The organism is Fontisphaera persica (assembly GCF_024832785.1).
GTDB lineage: Bacteria > Verrucomicrobiota > Verrucomicrobiia > Limisphaerales > Fontisphaeraceae > Fontisphaera > Fontisphaera persica.
In genome coordinates, this window is sequence record NZ_CP116615.1 from 662,966 (window position 1) to 680,921 (window position 17,956).

The 17,956-nt window shown below is 60.4% G+C and carries 7 protein-coding genes; 6 read left to right on the forward strand and 1 reads right to left on the reverse strand.

The genetic code is table 11. The annotated features are described in order from the left end of the window. Window positions 1-14 precede the first annotated feature (14 nt). The 4 genes from NXS98_RS02580 to NXS98_RS02595 all read left to right on the forward strand — a co-directional run bounded on the left by NXS98_RS02580 (window position 15) and on the right by NXS98_RS02595 (window position 10,721). A complete protein-coding gene (locus NXS98_RS02580; protein WP_283846903.1) occupies window positions 15-6,563 on the forward strand; it encodes a lamin tail domain-containing protein in 6,549 nt (2,182 codons plus the stop codon). Then, complete coding sequence (locus NXS98_RS02585) at window positions 6,494-7,861, forward strand: lamin tail domain-containing protein (RefSeq protein WP_283846904.1); 1,368 nt, start codon at window positions 6,494-6,496, stop codon at window positions 7,859-7,861. Before NXS98_RS02580 ends, NXS98_RS02585 begins: the two co-directional genes overlap by 70 nt. A 128-nt stretch (window positions 7,862-7,989) precedes the next feature. Beyond that, window positions 7,990-8,877, forward strand: a complete 888-nt coding sequence (locus NXS98_RS02590) for an aminotransferase class IV (RefSeq protein WP_283846905.1) — start codon at window positions 7,990-7,992, stop codon at window positions 8,875-8,877. After that, window positions 8,874-10,721 (forward strand): ABC transporter ATP-binding protein, encoded by a 1,848-nt coding sequence (locus NXS98_RS02595; protein WP_283846907.1) that lies wholly within the window; start codon window positions 8,874-8,876, stop codon window positions 10,719-10,721. The genes NXS98_RS02590 and NXS98_RS02595 overlap by 4 nt, the downstream gene beginning before the upstream one ends. Here NXS98_RS02595 and NXS98_RS02600 read toward each other — a convergent pair whose 3' ends face one another. After that, on the reverse strand, window positions 10,722-15,101 hold the full coding sequence (locus NXS98_RS02600; protein WP_283846909.1) for a hypothetical protein: 4,380 nt from the start codon (window positions 15,099-15,101) through the stop codon (window positions 10,722-10,724). A 309-nt stretch (window positions 15,102-15,410) separates the two neighbouring features. Between NXS98_RS02600 and sppA the strand changes: the two genes are divergently transcribed. Together sppA and NXS98_RS02610 are read left to right on the forward strand one after the other, a co-directional pair. Then, the gene (sppA, locus tag NXS98_RS02605) at window positions 15,411-16,484 is read left to right on the forward strand and encodes a signal peptide peptidase SppA (protein WP_283846910.1); all 1,074 of its coding nucleotides are present in this window, start codon (window positions 15,411-15,413) and stop codon (window positions 16,482-16,484) included. Window positions 16,485-16,530: 46 nt separating this feature from the next. Then, window positions 16,531-17,928: a S8 family peptidase gene (locus tag NXS98_RS02610; RefSeq protein WP_283846911.1), complete on the forward strand. Its 1,398-nt coding sequence runs from the start codon at window positions 16,531-16,533 to the stop codon at window positions 17,926-17,928. Window positions 17,929-17,956 lie beyond the last annotated feature (28 nt).

Here is a 17,956-nt window from a genome sequence, read left to right on the forward strand (position 1 = left end):
CAAAAAAGGCGGCTATGATGCGTTATTTCCTCTTTTTCTTTTTCGCCTTGGCTTCGGTGGCTCAGGCGGCGTTGGTGGGGCCGAATGGGTATCAGGAGAATTTTAGCACGCAGCCTGGGGCGGGGGATTGGAGCACCTACAGCATTGGGGGCAGTTCGACTTCCAGCGGGGTGAGCAATGATTTGGTGAATGCGGCGCAGGCGTTGAATGCGGCGGACATCAACGTGGCGTTGGGGGCCGATGGGGGCAATCCGCCGGGGGCGACGGGCAACGGGGTATGGTCGTCGAGCGGGGGGTATGTGCAGACGCGGCCGACGGGGAACAACGGGACGGTGTTGATGCTGCGGTTGCAGAATCAGAGCGGGTCGGCGGTGTCGCGGGTGAGTTTGACGTATGACTATATCAAGGCGACGGAGAGTGGGGAGCAGATACCGGGATTTTTGGTGTTGTACAGTACGAGTGGGCTGGCGGGGAATTGGGTGGTGGTGCCGGAGTTGAGTTTGGCGGGGCCGGGGCGGTTGAGTGCGAGTTGGGAGGTGAACTGGCCGGTGGGGGGTCAGTTGTATGTGATGTGGGTGGATGACAATGCGGACGGGATTACGGACGAGGGGAATCAGATAGACAACGTGGTGGTGAGTGTGGTGTCGGCGGTGCAGGTGCCGGCGGTGGTGACGCGGTCGCCGACGAACGTGGTGGTGGGGGAGTTGGGGCGGGTGGAGTTGGTGGGGGGAGCCAGTGGGAATCCGGCGCCTGGGTATCAGTGGTATCGGGAGGGGGAGGCGGTGGTGGGGGCGACGGGGGCGGTGTGGGTGGTGGAGGAGGTGCCGTTGAGCTGGAATGGGTCGCGGGTGTGGTTTGTGGCGCAGAACGTGGTGAGCAACGTGACGCAGTCGGCCACCAGTGCGGTGGCAGTGGTCACCGTGCGCGCCGATACCAATGCGCCTGTCCTGTTGGGGGCATACGCTGAAGGCCTGAATTTGGTCCAGCTCATTTTCAATGAATCCATTTCTTCCGAAACAGCAACGAATGTGGCCAATTATGCCATTACCAGCGGTGGGGGTAACCTCGTCGTTTCCAACGCGGCGGTGGGCAGCGCCAAAACCAACATTCTCCTGACGGTCAGTCGCATGACGGAAAATGTGACCTACACAGTGCGGGTAAATAATCTGCGGGATCGTTCGCAGGCAGGCAATCTGCTGGCGGCCAACAGCACGGCCACCTTTGTTGCCGTGAGCTTCAACCAGGCGAATGTGGGCAGCACCAGCGCACTGGGCGCTTATTCCACCGTGAGCGGCGGCTACAACGTCACCGCCGGCGGGTCGGACATCAACAGCACCAGTGACCAGTTCTTTTTTGTGTATCAGCAGCGCACGGGGGATTTTGATGTCAGCGTGCGGGTGGCCAACTTCAGCCCGTCGGATGTGTGGGCCAAGGCCGGCCTGATGGCGCGTGAAAACCTCAATGCCAACGCGGCGTTTGCCGCTTCTGTGGCCACGCCGGGGGCGGTGGGTGTTTTATTTTTGTCGCGCACCGCGGCGGGCGGTTCCGTGAGCATGTCGGGCGGGCAGCCGGTGAATCATCCCTACACCTACCTTCGCTTGAAACGCTTCGGCAGTGTGTTCACGGGATTTGTCAGCTATGACGGCCTGAACTGGGTCCAGACCGGCACGGCCACCATCGGCATGCCTTCCACGATTTATTTTGGGCTGGCCACGGCGTCCCGCAGCACCAACCGGCAGACGCAGGTTGAGTTTCGGGAGCTTGCCTCGGTGGTGAATCCGCAGGCAGCGCAGCCGCGCCTGACGCGTGAGCCGCCCGGCCCCTCGAGCCGCAAGACACCGGTGGCCATCACGGAAATCATGTACAAACCGGGCGCCTGGGCGGGCACCAATGATTTGGAATTTGTGGAAATCTACAATTCCAATCCGTATTTCGAGGATCTCTCCAACTGGCGGCTGGCCGGGGACATTGGTTTTCGTTTTCCCACCAATTTCCTGCTGGGCGGCAATGAATACCTCGTCATTGCGAAGGACCCGGACGCCGTCCGGCACGTTTATGGCATCACGAATGTCATGGGGCCTTACGAGGGACGCCTGGCCGAATCTGGGCGTGTCCGGTTGCGCACCGAAATTGACGCCATTGTTCTGGAAGTCAATTACCGCAGCGAAACCCCGTGGCCTGCAGGGGCGGATGGCACCGGCCATTCACTGGTGTTGGCGTGTCCCTCTTATGGTGAAGATTGGGCCGAGGCATGGGATATTAGCGCCCAGGTGGGCGGATCGCCCGGGCGCATGGACGGTTTGCGGCAAACCGCCCGGCACAATGTGGTCATTAATGAGTTCCTGGCACACACGGATCTGCCGGCGGTGGATTTTATTGAGCTATACAATCGCAGCACACAGCCGGTGGACATTTCCGGTTGCGCTCTTTCGGATAATCCCTCCACCAATAAATACATTTTTCCGCCCGGCACCACCCTCCCCGCGCGGGGTTTTCTGGTCTTGACCGAAACCGCCCTGGGCTTCGCCCTGGATGCTGGCGGGGAAACGATTTATTTCCGCAACGCCGAAGACAACGCGGTGTTGGACTGCGTGCGATTCAAGGGCCAGGCCAACGGGGTTTCCAGCGGGCGCTTTCCTGACGGAGCCAGTGACATCTACCCGCTGCAGGCGCAGACCCCCGGCACCAACAACAATGCCATTCGCATCCATGATCTGGTGATCAACGAGGTCATGTACAAGCCGTTGTCGGAGCTGGAGGATGACGAATACGTGGAATTGCACAACCAGGGCACAAATGCCTGGAATTTGGCTGGCTGGCGTTTGCGGGATGGCATCGCCTATACCTTTCCCGCCAACACCGTGATCCCGGCCGGCGGTTACCTCGTGGTGGCCAAGAATCGCACGAATCTGCTTGATAAATATCCCGGGCTTAACCCAGCCATCGTGCTGGGCAACTATTCCGGTTCGCTGGCCAATCGCGGCGAGCGACTGGCACTGGCGATGCCGGATCAGGTTTGGACCATCTCCACCAATGCCCAGGGCCAGACGGTGACCAACTTCGACACCATTTATGTGGATGTGGATGAAGTCGCCTACCGCCGCGGCGGCCAGTGGGGCAAGTGGGCCAATGGCGGCGGCAGCAGTTTGGAACTTAAGGATCCTCGTGCCAATCATCGGCTGGCTGCCAACTGGGCCGATAGTGATGAAACGCAAAAAGCCCCCTGGTGTACGGTGGAGTTCACCGGCCCCATGGACCACGGCGCGCAGACCGCTTCGCATTTTGAAGTGCTGTCCCTCGAAGCGGGCGAATTTCTGGTGGATAACGTGGCCGTGCTGAACACCAGCGGCCAGAATTTGATTTCCACCGCCGACAGCAACTTTGAAACAGGGGGTCCGGGCTGGCTCATGCGCGGCAATCACGCCCGCTCCACTGTGGACACCTCGGGCGGGGAAGGCGGCGGGCGTTGCCTGCACGTGCGGGCGAGCGGGCGGGGGGACACCCTGGCCAATCGCTGCCTGGTGCCCCTCACCACCGTGCCCAGCAGCGGCACTTTCACCCTGCGGGCCAGGGTGCGCTGGTTGTGCGGCTGGCCGGAAATGTTGGTTCGCCTGCACGGCAACTACATTGAGGCCAGTCGGCGTCTGGAAATCCCCACCAACCTGGGCACGCCGGGCGCGCGCAACAGCCGCTATGAGACGAATGCGGCTCCGGCGATTTATGAGGTGTCTTATGCGCCTGTTTTGCCGGCGGCGAACGAAGCCGTGGTGGTGACCGCGCGGGTGCATGATCCGGATGGGGTGACCAACCTGGTGTTGCGTTACCGCTTGGACACTGCCGGCTCCTACACCTCCGTAACCATGGTTGACAATGGCACGGGTGGTGATGCGGTGGCGGGCGACGGCCTTTATTCGGCCACCATCGCGGGCCAGGCTTCCGGTGCCTTGGTGGCCTATCAAATCTCAGCCACCGACCTGCGCGGGCGTAACGCCGTCTTTCCCGCTGGGTCAGGCATCAATACGCGTGAGCATCTGGTGCGGTTTGGCGAGTTGCAGCCCGTCTCCAGTTTCGGCACGTACCGCATGTATTTCACCCAGAATGCGGTCAACTCGTGGATTAACCGGCCGGTGCTGAGCAATGAGCCAGTGGAGGGCACGATGGTTTATGGCAATTTCCGGGTCATCCACCACATCGGCGCCCGGTACGCAGGCAGTCCCTATCATCAAGGATTTAACAGCCCGGTGGGCAACAACTGCCATTACTCGGTGGAATTGCCCGAGGATGATTTAATGCTGGGGACGGAGAACTTCAACAAGCTGCACGGCCCCGGCAATGGTTCATTCGATGACCCCACCCTGCAGCGGGAGCAGGTGGCTTATGCTGTAGCGCGGTATGTGGGGTTGCCCTGGCTTTATCGGCGCTACGTGGCCGTGTATGTCAACGGCGTCCGCCGCGGCACCTTCATGGAAGACATGCAAACACCGAATGGCGATGTCATCGAACAATACTGGCCGGATGATCCCGACGGCCAGCTCTACAAACTCCAGCCTTGGTTTGAACAAAACGATGTCGCCTCCGGCGCCTCCTCGCCGGTGAACAACCAGTCGTGGTGCACCCTCAATGCCTATTACAGCCAGGGTCAGCATAAACTGGCGCGTTACCGGCATAATTACCTGACGCGCGCGGCCAAAGGCACCGCCAATGATTACACCAATGTCTTTCAACTGGTGGAGGCTGCTTCCCAAACCGGCTCCGCCTTCGTGTCCGCCATGGAGCCGCTGGTGGACACCGAGCAATGGCTCAAGACTTTTGCCGTCGAGCATGCGGTGGGCAACTGGGACAGCTTCGGCAACCGCAATGCCCAAAACATGTACGGCTACAAGGGCGATGTGAACAAATGGCGGCTGATTATCTTCGACCTCAACATTGTGTTGAACAGTCCCAACGACGGCGGCACGGAGTCCGATGCTCCGGGCGCGGCATTGTTTCAGTATAATTCCGCCGACATGAACATGCCGAAGTTTTACAATACACCGATTTATCGGCGCGCCTACTGGCGCGGTCTCAAGCAGGTTTGCCTCGGGCCGTTCAGCAACCCGCGTTTGAATGACTTTATGGATGTCCGTTATCAGGCCTTTGTGCTCAACGGCCAGACCAGCGTGCGGGCGCCCTCCGCGGTTAAAACCTTCATCAGCTCCGCCCGCGCGAGCATTCTTAATCAGATTGCGGCGGAAGATGCCGCCTCATTCAGCGTGCAGGCCATTCCTTCCAGCCAGAACACCAACCTGCTGGTCATTCGCGGCCAGGCCCCGGTGGATATCTTTACCATCACCATCAATGGCAAGGCCTATCCCATCAACTGGACCAGTGTGCGCGACTGGAGTGTTAATTACGTCCTCAACTCGGGCAGTAATAGCTTGCTCATCGAAGGCCGGGATGCGCAGGGGAATCCCATTCCCGGCATGGAAATCTCGCGTGCCGTGACCTTTACGGGCACCCCACCGGATCCGCAAAACACGGTGATGTTCTCCGAAATTATGTACAACGCGGCAGTGACCAATGCGGAATACGTGGAAATTTATAATGCTTCCACCAATGTCACCTTCGACCTGGCCGGCTGGCGCGTCAATGGCTTGGGCTATGACTTCCCCTTGGGAGCCTTGCTGCTCCCACAGCAGCGGCTCATCTTGGCCAAAGACCGGGCCGCCTTCACCGCCGCCTACGGCAGCGGCATTTCAGTGTTTGACGTGTTTCCCGGGAATCTGCAGAAAGACGGCGAAACCCTGACGCTTTTCCGCCCCGGTACCAACGGCCAGGAAATTGTGGTGGACCGGGTCCGCTACGAGCCGAATTTGCCGTGGTCCTTGAAGGCGGCCGGGGGCGGGGCGGCATTGCAGTTGGTGGACGGGCGGCGGGACCACAGCCGTCCGTTGAACTGGGCGGACGGGCAGGGATGGAAGTTCAAGTATTTCAGTTTGTCCAACCGGGCCACGTTGAATTGGACCAATTTATATTTTCAACTTTCCAATGCAGGAGAGGTGTGGGTGGATGATTTGCGGGTGGAGGAGGGGACCGAAGTGGGTGGAGGGACGAACTACGTGGTGAACGGGGATTTTGAGGCGCCGCTGGAGGGGACGTGGGTGAAGGGGACGATGACCCAGCCGACGGTGCGAGATGGGAGTGTGAGCCGGAGCGGGCAGTACAGTTTGCGGCTGGTGGCGACGGGGCGGGTGACGCAGGCGGCGCAGTCGTTGTCGCAGCCGTTGGTGTTGAAGACGGGGATGACGTACACGGTGAGTTTGTGGTATTTGCCGAGCGACAGTGTGAGCAATTTGACGGTGTATGTGACGGCGTTTGTGACCTCGAACTTTGTGGTGCACGCTTCGATGTATGGGCGGTCGCCGGGGTTGGGGAATCCGGTGGAGGGTTTGTTGCCGGAGCTGCCGGGGGTGTATTTGAACGAGGTGCAGGCGGAGAATGGGGCTGGGGGGGGGTGGACAACTATGGGGAGCGGGAGCCGTGGGTGGAGTTGTACAATGGGGGGAGCAATGCGGTGGATTTGACGGGGTGGTATTTGGCGAACCAGTACACGAACCTGGGGCAGTGGGCGTTTCCGGCGGGGACGGTGTTGGGGCCTGGGGAGTATCGGGTGGTGTGGTGCGATGGGCAGGAGGGGCAGAGTGCGGGGACGAATCTGCACACGAACTTTCGGTTGAGCGGGGGGGCGGGGTCGGTGGCGCTGGTGATGCCGGTGGACGGGGGGTTGAAGGTGCTGGATTATTTGAACTACACGAATCTGGCGCCGGACCAGAGTTATGGGGATTATCCCAACGGCCAGATGTTCTATCGCCAAAAATTCATGTATCCCACACCAGGTTGGGCCAACAACACCGATCTGGCGTTGCCGGTGGTGCGGATCAACGAATGGATGGCCGACAATACCCTCGTGCTAACGCCCGACCAGCGCTATGAAGATTGGTTCGAGCTCTATAATCCCACCACCAATTTCATCAACCTCCAAGGGTTGTATTTAAGCGATAATCCCAGCAACAAGCTTCAATTCCGCATTCCCGCGGGTTATACCATTCCGCCGCGCGGCTACCTCTTGGTCTGGGCTGACAACCGGCCCGAGTTGAACAGCACGAATGAAGTGGATTTGCATGTCAACTTTGCCCTCGCGCGCCGCGGCGAGTCCATCGGCCTCTACGGGCCGGACGGCTCCGTGATTGACGAGGTGACTTTCGGGGACATGACCGGCAACGTGGTGCTGGGGCGTTATCCTGACGGCAGCTCGCTCATCACCACCTTGAGCCGGCCCACCCCGCGCGGAGCCAATGTGGCCTCAATCACTCCGGGTAATACGCCGCCGCAACTGGCGCCTTTGCCCAACCGCAGCCTGCTGGTGGGGCAAACCTTGCAGCTCGACTTGGTGGCGACTGACGTTGACCAGCCCCCGCAAAATCTCGCCTTTAGTTTCCTGCCGCCCACGCCGGTTTCGGTGACCTTGACCAATGGCAACCGGTTGCGCTGGACTCCCACTCTGGCCGAGGTGGGCACGCATCAAATCGTGGTGCGGGTTACGGATGACGGCACGCCACCCATGAGTGCCACCAACACCTTGCAAGTGACCGTGGGCGCGCTTCCACAGTTGCCACCGGGTGGTCTTTCCCTGGCCAACGGCCGGTTGAGCCTGACCTTTGCCACGGTGCCCGGCGTCACCTACCGCCTGCAATACAAGCAGCAGTTGACGGATGCCGTCTGGCTGGACGTGGCGCCTCCCACCAACGCCGCAGGAGCTACGATAACCTTGCAGGACAACCTGACTGCCCCGCAGCGCTTCTATCGCCTCACGGCGGAATAAAACCGGCATTCGCCGGCTCTTCGCTGCACGGGCAGTTTTCTCCTGCCAGCGCAGGCTTGATTCCACCGTGCCCTTGACGGTAAGAAGGGGTCACGCGCCATTCCGGCGCTGCGCGGGGAGTAAATGTCATGCCCTTTGTAATGCTCAATGGCCGCCTGGTGCACGAGTCTCAGGCAATGGTATCCGTGTTTGACCGCTCATTCCTTTATGGGGATGGGCTTTTTGAAACTTTGCTGGTGTGGAACAGCCGGCCTTTTCGCTGGGAGCAACACTGGGAGCGCCTCCAACGGGGCTTGGAGTTAATGCGGGTGGCGTTGCCCTTTAACGCCGGGCAGGTCAAGGAGCAAATCATTCAACTGCTGGCCGTTAACCAGGCACGTTATGCCGTCATGCGGCTGCAGGTCAGCCGCGGTGTTGGCGCCCGAGGGTACTCACCCCCAGATAACAGCTCCCCTGCCTTGGTTATCAGCACCCATCCCCTTGAACCGGTGGCGCCCGGCCAGCCCAGGGAATGGCGATTGCACCTTTCCTCCATCCATTTGCCCCCCGCCCATCCACTGAGCCATTTCAAAACTTGCAACAAACTTTGGCAGGTGATGGCCCGCCTCGAAGCCAAAGCCCACGACGCCGAAGAGGCCGTGCTGCTGAGCGCTGAGGGACATTTGGCAGAGGCCGCTGCCGGCAATCTTTTCTGGTGGACCGAGGGGCGACTGCACACGCCGCCCCTGACCACCGGAGCCCTACCGGGCATTACCCGCCAGGTGATTTTGGAGCTTGCCCGCCGCTGGGATTGGGAAGTGCGCGAAACTCTGGCCGGTCCCGATGTGCTGGCTCAGGCCGAGGGCGTCTTTGTGACCATGAGCACGCTGGGGGTGGTGGAAGCGGTGGCCTTGAATGGACACCCGCTGGGCCGGTCACCCCTGACACCGCAATGTCATGCCGGTTACTGGGCTTTGGTGGCGCGTGAGTCCGAATCCCGCCGTTGCGCGCCGCCCAATACAATACAGGTTTCATGAGCACCCAGCCTCCTCAAATCATCCGTATCTGGCGGCGGGCCCTGACTTTTTTTCATCCGGACTGGCCGCGTTTTTTGGGTATTTGCGTGCTGTTGGTTTGCACCATTGGCGCCAACTTGATTAAGCCATGGCCGGTGGCCTGGATTGTGGATGGTTTGCTGGGACAGAAGGCGCTGCCCTCCTGGCTGCCGGGCGCGGGGGAATGGCGCGGGGACGGCCCATGGTCGCCTGTTTTGCTGGCCCTGGTGGCCATGGTGCTGGGAACCCATCTATTGCACAGCTTGTTGTCCACGGCTCAGAATTACCTTGCCATTGGCATGGGCTTGCGGGGCTTGCGGCGTGTGCGCAACACGGTGTTTGCCTGTCTGCAGCGGTTGTCCTTGCGCTTTCATCAGCGGCAGCGGCTGGGCGATTTAATCTACCGTGCCGCTTGGGACACCTACTCCTTCCAAACTTTGTTTCAGCAGGGCCTCGTCACCACGGTTTCCGCCATTTTATCCCTGCTGTTCATGGTGGTGGTGATGGTCCAAATCAACCTGCGCCTGACATTGGCTGCGCTGGTCACCGCGCCGTTGATGGTGGCAGCTATTCGCCTGCTGGGCCGGCGCATGTATGAACAGGGCGCCGCCGCGCAGCAGGCCGACAGTGCCGTCGTTTCCTTGGTGCAGCAGAACCTTCAGACCCTGCCCCTGGTGCAGAGTTATACCCGTGAAGACCACGAGCAGGAGACTTTTGTGGCCCAGACGGAGGTGGCTCAACGCTCCCGGCTGCGCCAGCATTCGTGGGAATTAATTTACTGGCTGGGCATCAGTGCTGCCTTTGGCGTGGGCATGACCCTCACCGTTTGGCTGGGGGCCTCGCAGGTCATGGCTGGACAGCTCACCATCGGCCAGCTTTGGGTGTTTCTAGCGTATCTGGCGCAACTGTACGATCCGCTCAACCAGCTTTCTCATGCAGGTGCCACTCTCTCGACCGCCAGCGCCGCGGCGGGGCGCGTCTTTGAATTGCTGGATACCCCCGAAGAGGTCAAAGACGCTCCCGACGCCCGCCCGGCCGTGCGAGCAGGACAAGCACCTGCTGCCGGGGCCAGTCCGGCTGCGCTTGCCGTGCGGGGGCAGGTGGAGTTTGAACGGGTTTCCTTTGGTTATGAGCCTGCAAGGCCCGTGTTAAAGCAGGTCTCCTTTGCGGTGGCGCCAGGCCAGCGGCTGGCCATCATCGGCCCCAGTGGGGCTGGAAAAACCACCCTCATGAACCTCATCCCGCGTTTTTTTGACCCGCAGCAGGGAACAGTCTGGCTGGACGGCGAGGATTTGCGCCGCATCAAATTGCGCGATTTGCGCTCGCTCATTGCCGTCGTCTTGCAGGAACCGGTTTTGCTGCCCAGCACCATCGCCGACAACATCGCCTATGGCCGGCCTGGCGCCACTTTGGCGGAAATCGAGGCCGCAGCGCGGGCGGCCGGCGCGCACGATTTCATCATGGCTCTGCCGCAACAATATCAAACTCCCGTGGGCGACGGCGGCGCGCGGTTGAGCACCGGCGAACGGCAACGCCTGAACTTGGCCCGCGCCTTTCTCAAGGACGCTCCCATTTTACTTTTGGATGAACCCACCAGCGCGTTGGACGCGGAAAATGAGGCGTTGGTGGTCAGGAGTTTGTTTGAATTGATGCGCGGGCGCACCACCATCATGATTGCCCATCGCCTGAGCACCATCCAAAAAGTGGACCATATCTTGGTGCTGCAAAATGGCGAGGTGGCGGAATGGGGAGCGCCGGAGGAGCTGCTGCGCCGGCCCGATTCCTATTTTGCCCGGGTCATTCGCGGCCAGGTGGCCCTGGCCTAATTACGGCGCCACCTCAAACCACACATCCACGGCAATTTCTTCGCCAAAAGGCACCAGTATTCCTTCGGCCGTGGGCCAGCCCGGGGGCTGGGTGAAGGTGGCGGTGGAAATTTCCGAGGCCCACCGCCGCCCATCGGCCAGTTCCACCTCCAACCAGAAACGGCGCACGGCGAAGTAATCGTGGTTTGGGTTTTGAACGGTGAGGCGGTTGCGCCGGCCCAAGGTGCCCAGGATAGCAGCCGGCAATTCCATGCGGGCTGCACCGAAAGCACCTTTTTCCTCGCGAGCGTAAGCCCCGGGCAGCTCGCCGATGGGCAGGCCATTTAGCCGGCCGTACATCACATAAGGCCCCGGTCCTTCCACCCCGCGTCCCTCAAAATGGAGCCAGCCTCGGCGGGCACGACGCAGCATTTCCTGCGTCACTCCCGCGAGGGGTAGGGGAGAGGCTTCCCTGCGAATTAAAGCAACGTTGGCCACCAGGCTGTAATTCCACGCTGGCCGCAGAGTCTCCAAGCGGCCCTCCGCCCAGCAACCCCAGTCGCCGCTGGAATTATCCTTGGGGCCTACGTCGGTTTCCCATTGTATGGTCACCGGCTGCCCTTGCCAGGGTGACAGGTCGGCCTCCAGAGGCTGCCATTCGTGGCGTAGTACCTTTTGCCGGCCGGCCACGGTACGCCGTCCCCGGCTGTCCACCACCACCACGCGGTATTCCAGGCCATCCCCCAAATCACTGCCGTTGGCCTTGCCCACCCAGGCACGCAAGGCGACACCTTCGGCGCGATGAGGTATGACGATGGGCCCAAAACGCAACCAGGTGTACCCCACCCCGCCAAGGTAGGGGGGATGCACAAACCACCCCTGCCGCGTGATTTCCCCACACGTGGAGGGGCGTCTTTCAGCCAGTGCGCCCGTGCGGCTCAAGTCTTCTCCCTCCGCCTGTCCGCGCATCGCGATGCCGATGGCCTCCGGCTTTTCCAGACGTTGCAGCAACTTCGGCTTGAACTCACAAACCAGACCGTATTCTTGCTTTTGTTTCAAGCCGTTGGCGGAACAGACGACTTCAATGACCCGCGCGTCCTCCTGTTGGGGCGCAGGCAATTCTAGCGCGAGACGTGATGGCTTCCTGGGCGCCAACCGCACCGTTTTTATGACATCGCCTGCCTGCACTTCAAACAGGGCGGCCTGTGCCAGGTGACTGGTGAGGGTCAATTCCAATGCCTTTTCGTGCGCCCCTGCGGTGATGCTGGCGAGCGGTGCCACCGTAAAGTCAATCCAGCTCCCTTCGCGCTCAATCCAAAGCCTTTGACCAGGCTGGGCATCCGCCGGAATTTGCACCTGATGGGCAGATTTCCCGCGGACCACCACCACCTCTCCAGGCACCACTGCATCCCGCTCGCAACGCAAGGCGATTTCGCTTCGCTTGGATTGCGTGGGGCGCAGCCGGTAGCTGAACGCGCCCTTCACGGGCACGACATAGGCAAGCCCTCGGGCACGCCGCACCTCCGCCGCTCCCAGTTCGCGCCGCTCCTTGTCGAGCGCCACTGCTTCCACGGCGGGCAGGGCAAAACCGCACTCCGCACCTTCAAACAGCAGCACTTCGTAGGTTGAGTTAGTCAACAGGCGGCAGATGCCTAGGCCGTTGCCCGCGGCGAGGGGACGGCGAATGAACCGGCCGCGTCCATCAATAAAAAGGTGGGTAGGGGCGGTGGCATAGTCATGCCGATGACCGTCTTGTTCGGTGGACCATACCTCCACCTGCCCATCAGCCGTCCACCCGCCAAAGCCATTGGGCGGCAAGTCCACTTCTTTCCCCCAAAGCCGCGCTCGCAGGCGTTCGGTGGAGCTACCATTGGCCACGGTGCACGTGCCGTCGGCGTACCGGGCGGCGACTTGCGATCGGCGATACACCCCATTAGCCACCGCCGCAGTGGTGTCCCACAACCGTCCTAGCGCGTCCACATAACGAATTTCCACCACATGGGTCAGACAGTACCGCCGATGGAGCGGCAGCAGCAGGTAATAGCTGCGCAACGCCGAGCGCAGGCCGTCGTCGAAACACAAAAAACCGCTGTGACCAAAGGCCACCGTGGCCGCCATGAAACGGTCCAACCAGACTTGTAGTTCTGGGGTCTTCGGCGCGGGACGCCTCTGGCCGGGATAAAACATTTCTGTGTTACCCATGCCGAAATTGCACCCCAGGTCATGCAGCCGCCGCAGGTCAAAGTCCACCAGCCAAGGATTTTCTGCCGGCCGATAGGCTTGGTCTTGCGCATAGTTTCCGTCTGTCAACCCCATATAAAACGCATGGAAGCCGCCTTCGGAATACACCGGCCCCTGCCAGGCGGCCTTTTGCAGCAGCATGATCTCGCCGTACGCATAGAACACCGCCGCCATCGTGCCGGCGCCGGGCACCCGTGCGTCATAGTCCACGCGGTGCCACGGCGCCACCGCCGTGTGCACATCGCAATACGCCGTGCTGAACTTGAACTGCTTTTGAATCAACGGGCTGAGCCGCTCGCAGAACTCCACCGCCCGGGCCGGTTTGGGGGCGTAACAACGCGCCCAGGCGGTTTGCAACTGGTTGTCCGAGGTGCGGCTCACCAGGTCCAGGTGCCAGTATTCATTGACGGGAGAGAAATCGGTAAAGTTGTTATACGGCCCATAAACAAAACCCAGCTCGTCCTGCAGCAATCGTGCATAAGCATATTGGCCTGCCTCCCCTCCCTTGCCGGGCGCCGGACGGGTGCGAAAAGTGAAACTTTCGCCTCCATCGCGCCACATCGTCTCATGGTCAGTGATGATTAAATCGGTCATCCCCCACCGGTGGATGTTGCGCCAGAAATCCGCGTCCCGCTGGCGGTCTGAGGCGCCGTAGGCATACCATAAGCGCGTGCCCGTAATGTGTTTCCATGGCGATACGGGATTGGCCACGATGGGCAGGGTTTCCTCATAGTGCGGCGTCACGGTGAGAAAAAAACGCTCGAAACAGTCGTTCAATTTTCCCTGGGTTAAAGGCCGATAGCGAGTGCCCCCATGAAAAGTCACCCCCTGTTTGCCGAGGGATGGATTGGCCCAGAGGATCGAGCCATTGGAGCGGTACCAATCCACGTGGCCGCTTAGGAAGAGAGGGCGGTTGGTGGGGCCGCTCACCACCACCGCCGGGTGTCTGCCTTCTGCCGGGTAGTAGGGATTGGCTACGAGGCGGGGATTTTCCAAACCTTCGGCCAGCCCCCATCGTACCTCATGCACCCAGCCACCTGGAGCAAGCACATCCATGATAAGTGATTTATTCCGCAAACGATACCGGTAAATTAAGCTCTTTGGTCCGGACTCCGTGGAGGCCTCCCAGTGCGATTCCACCACGTCATCCACGAGCCGGGTGCCCTGATGACTCATTTTTTCCGGTAAACGTTCTCCCGAAGGTGTCCGCACATAAACGCCGCCTCCCACACAGGGACGAAATTCGGAGGCTGGCCCCTTGCCGGCAGGTTGCCAGAGGACCCGCCAGTCAGACCAGGTTCCGGTTTCGGGCGTGAGGCGGTATTCCAAATGCCCGTCAGTTCCCGTGTATTTCAGCACAAAATCGTGGCCCGCCTGCAGGACCTGCGTTTGAAACTTGGTGGTGAGATTGGGCGGCAGAATGGTTTCTTCACGGGTAGGGAAGGGCAGGGTGCCGGGGCCGGTGTTCACTCCCGGCGATTGTCCGGGAAACAACGCCAAATTGCGGCGGGGGCGAGGAGCAAAGGATAGCGGAGGGAAGGTTTCGGTGAACACCGCCAGGTTGTCGAAATACAACACCCTTTCTTGAAGGTTGCGGCCCTGGGTAATGATGAGCGCCTCGAAAACCGCGCCTTCTTTCACCGCTGCCGCTTGCTCGGGCGTCAATCGCCGGTGCAGTAAATGCCATTCCTGCCAATCCACCCGACCCAGGTTCACTCGCACTTTCTGCTGCCGCGAGTTCCGAAATGCGACGGTGAGGGTTACGGGCGGAGTGTGGGGATCGGGCGCGTAGGCCCAGTTATTGCCATAACACCAAAGCGTCACCGCATCGAACGCTTCCCGGATGGGTACGGGTTGCGGCGGGTGAAGGATGATTTCCGGTTGTTGGCCGGTTGCGCGGTAGCTCAGCCGCCCGACATGCCGCCCCCATAATTGCTGCTCGCGGCTGCGAAAGAAAGTGGCCCATGCTTGCTGTGTTTTTACCTGCCACCCGCTCAAGTCTTCAAAATCCACCAGCGGAGGCACGTGGTCTTCCATACGCCCAGCCCAATCCATTTCGTAGGGCCGCTGGCCAATGCGTTCTGCCGCCGCCTGTCCCATAAGAATGCAGGAAGAGCTCAGGAGCAGGAAAGTTGCACCCTTGGTGATGGCCGTTTTCATGAAAATAATCGCTGTTTATGGTATCCTTCCCCTCCCGCCACTTCAATATCCGCCTTAACTCCCCAGCCGTTCTTCCAACTCTTTTGTGTGTTTTCCGCTTGCTCAAAAACGCCTGGGGAGTCTATGGCGAACCTGCCGATGCCACTTGCTCCGGTGGGCGGAGTGAAGTACGCTTTACCTGCTATGGAAAACAATAACATACCTGCTGATGGGGCAGCTCAACCGCAGCCGAATCCGCCTCCGTCTCAGGCTGCTGCGTCCCGTCCTGCGCCCCTTGCGCCTCCGCCGCTGCCGGTAACGCCAGCGCCGATGACCCCGCCGCAAAGAAGCAAGGGCCGCGGCTGGATGATCGTGGCCCTGTTGTTGTTGGTCATGCTGGCGGGCAGCATGTTATTTAATTTTGTTTCCGCCTTTGGCGGCCTGGACGTGGATGGTTTAAGTCTGGGACAGCCGCGCCTCAAAGCCGGTCCTAATTTGGTGGAAGTGCTGGTCCGTGAAGGGGAAAGCCATGACAAGCTGGCCATTCTGCACGTTGAGGGCCTCATTGCCAGCGCCATGGGCGGAGATTTGGACTTGCCGCGGCTTATCGAAGCCCAGCTCAAGTTGGCTGAGGAAGACAAGCGCGTCAAGGGTGTGGTGTTGGTCATTGATTCTCCTGGCGGCGAGGTGTTGGCCTCTGACCGCATCTACCAGCTCATTCGTGATTTCCAAAACAAGACCCAGAAGCCCGTGGTGGCGTCCATGAGCGCGCTGGCGGCGTCCGGGGGATATTACGTGGCCGCGCCCTGCCGCTGGATTGTGGCGCATGATTTGACCATTACCGGCAGCATTGGCGTCATCATGCAGGGATACAATTACCGTGGATTGATGAATAAAATCGGATTGCGTCCCGAAGTTTATAAAAGTGGCAAATTCAAGGACATGCTCAGCGGGTCCAAGGACCTGGACAACCTCACCCCGGAAGAGCGCGAGGTGCTCAAACAAGAACGTGCCATGGTGCAGAAACTCATTGACGAGGCCTTTGATGCCTTCAAAACGCGTGTCCGAGAAGGCCGCGCTTACGCGGCCAAAATGAATCGCGCTCCCAATCTGCGCCCCAATTGGGAGGAATACGCCGATGGCCGCATCCTTTCCGGTAAACAGGCGTTGGAACATGGGTTTGTGGATCAGTTGGGCACTTTTGACGACGCGGTGAAATACACCGCCCGTCTGGCAGGGGTCTCGGATCCTCAATTGGTGACTTATGGCATGCCCTTTGACATTACCCGGATTTTGCGCCTCCTGGGCAAAAGCGAGCCGACCGAAATCAAGGTGGATTTGGGCATCAAGGTGCCACAGCTCAAATCCGGCTGCCTGTACTACTTGTCTCCCCTGTTATTTTAATGGCGCAGCCCCACAACTTTGGGACGGGCATGGTGTGGGATAAATTATGAGCGGCAGACGCATGACTTCCGCTTCCGGCCTGGGCTGGTGGATCATTTGTTGCCTGGGCCTGATTGCCTTGGGAGCTGCGGTGGAAAGTCAGGCGGCGCAGCGTTTGTCTCATGACCGCGCCCAGGGCACTTTCACCGCCATTTTCCAACGGCAGGAGCTGACGAATGTACTGGAGGAATTGACCCGAGTGACCGGCTGGCAGGTTTATCTGGAACCCGAAACACGGCACACCGTGAGCGTTGCTTTCACCAACCAACCCACGGGCGAGGCTCTCCGGCGCTTGCTTGGCCCCTTGAGCTACGCCCTCATTCCCCAGCCCGGCCAGCCGCCGCGCCTCATGGTATTCCGCACTTCAGTCGAAGAAGCCACCCAGCTTATCGTGGCCCGGCAAAAGGGGCCCGAGGATGGCGGGCGCATTCCCGATGAACTTATTGTCGTGCTCAAACCCGGCCAATCGGTGGACGAAATTGCCAAAGCGCTGGGGGCCCGCGTGGTGGCGTCTTCCGCCGGGCTTAATGCGTATCGTCTCAAATTCGACAGCGAAGAATCCGCACAAGCCGCCCGTGAACGGCTGGCCCAGAATCCCGCTGTGGCTTCGGTGGATTCCAATTATTGGGTGCAGCGGCCGGGAGACATTGATGTGCTTCGGGCGGGCGCGGGTCGGCCGCTTGTGCTTTCCGCCAAACCCATTGGCGATGGCAATCCCATCGTGGTGGGATTGATTGACACCGCAGTTCAATCGCTCGGCAAGGATTTGGACCCGCTCATCCTCAAGGGTATTTCCGTGGCGGGGGAGGCGGCCCTGCCTGCGGATGTCCTCACCCACGGCACTGCCATGGCCTACGACATTCTCACTGGCTTGTCCCAGTTATTACCACCCGGGCAGGCCACGAGTGTCCGGCTGGTGTGGGTGGACGTGTATGGGAACAATCCGCAAACCACCACCTTTGATGTCGGCGTGGGCACTTTTACCGCCATTCAGGCAGGAGCCAACATCATTAATTACAGCCTCGGCGGCGAAGGCGAAAGTGCATTCCTGCGGGACATTTTGCAGTCAGCGCGGCAAAAAGGCATCCTGCCCATCGCGGCGGCTGGCAACGTCCCCGGCACGGTGCCGGTTTATCCCGCGGCTTTTCCCGAAGCGATTGCAATCACGGCTGGGGATAGGCAGGGTCAAATCGCCCCTTGGGCCAATCGCGGGGAATTTGTGGATGGGGTGGCGCCGGGCAGCTCGCTGGTGCCCTTTGCGGGCCGCACATTTTTTGTTTCCGGAACTTCAACCGCCACGGCCTTTGCCTCGGGTTACGCCGCGGCTTTGGCGGACAAAACCGGCAAGCCCGCGCTTGAAGTGGAGCGTCTGCTGCTGGAGCTTATCGGCGTAAAAAAACCCTAGCCGTTGCCCCTTGGCCCTTTTATGCTGC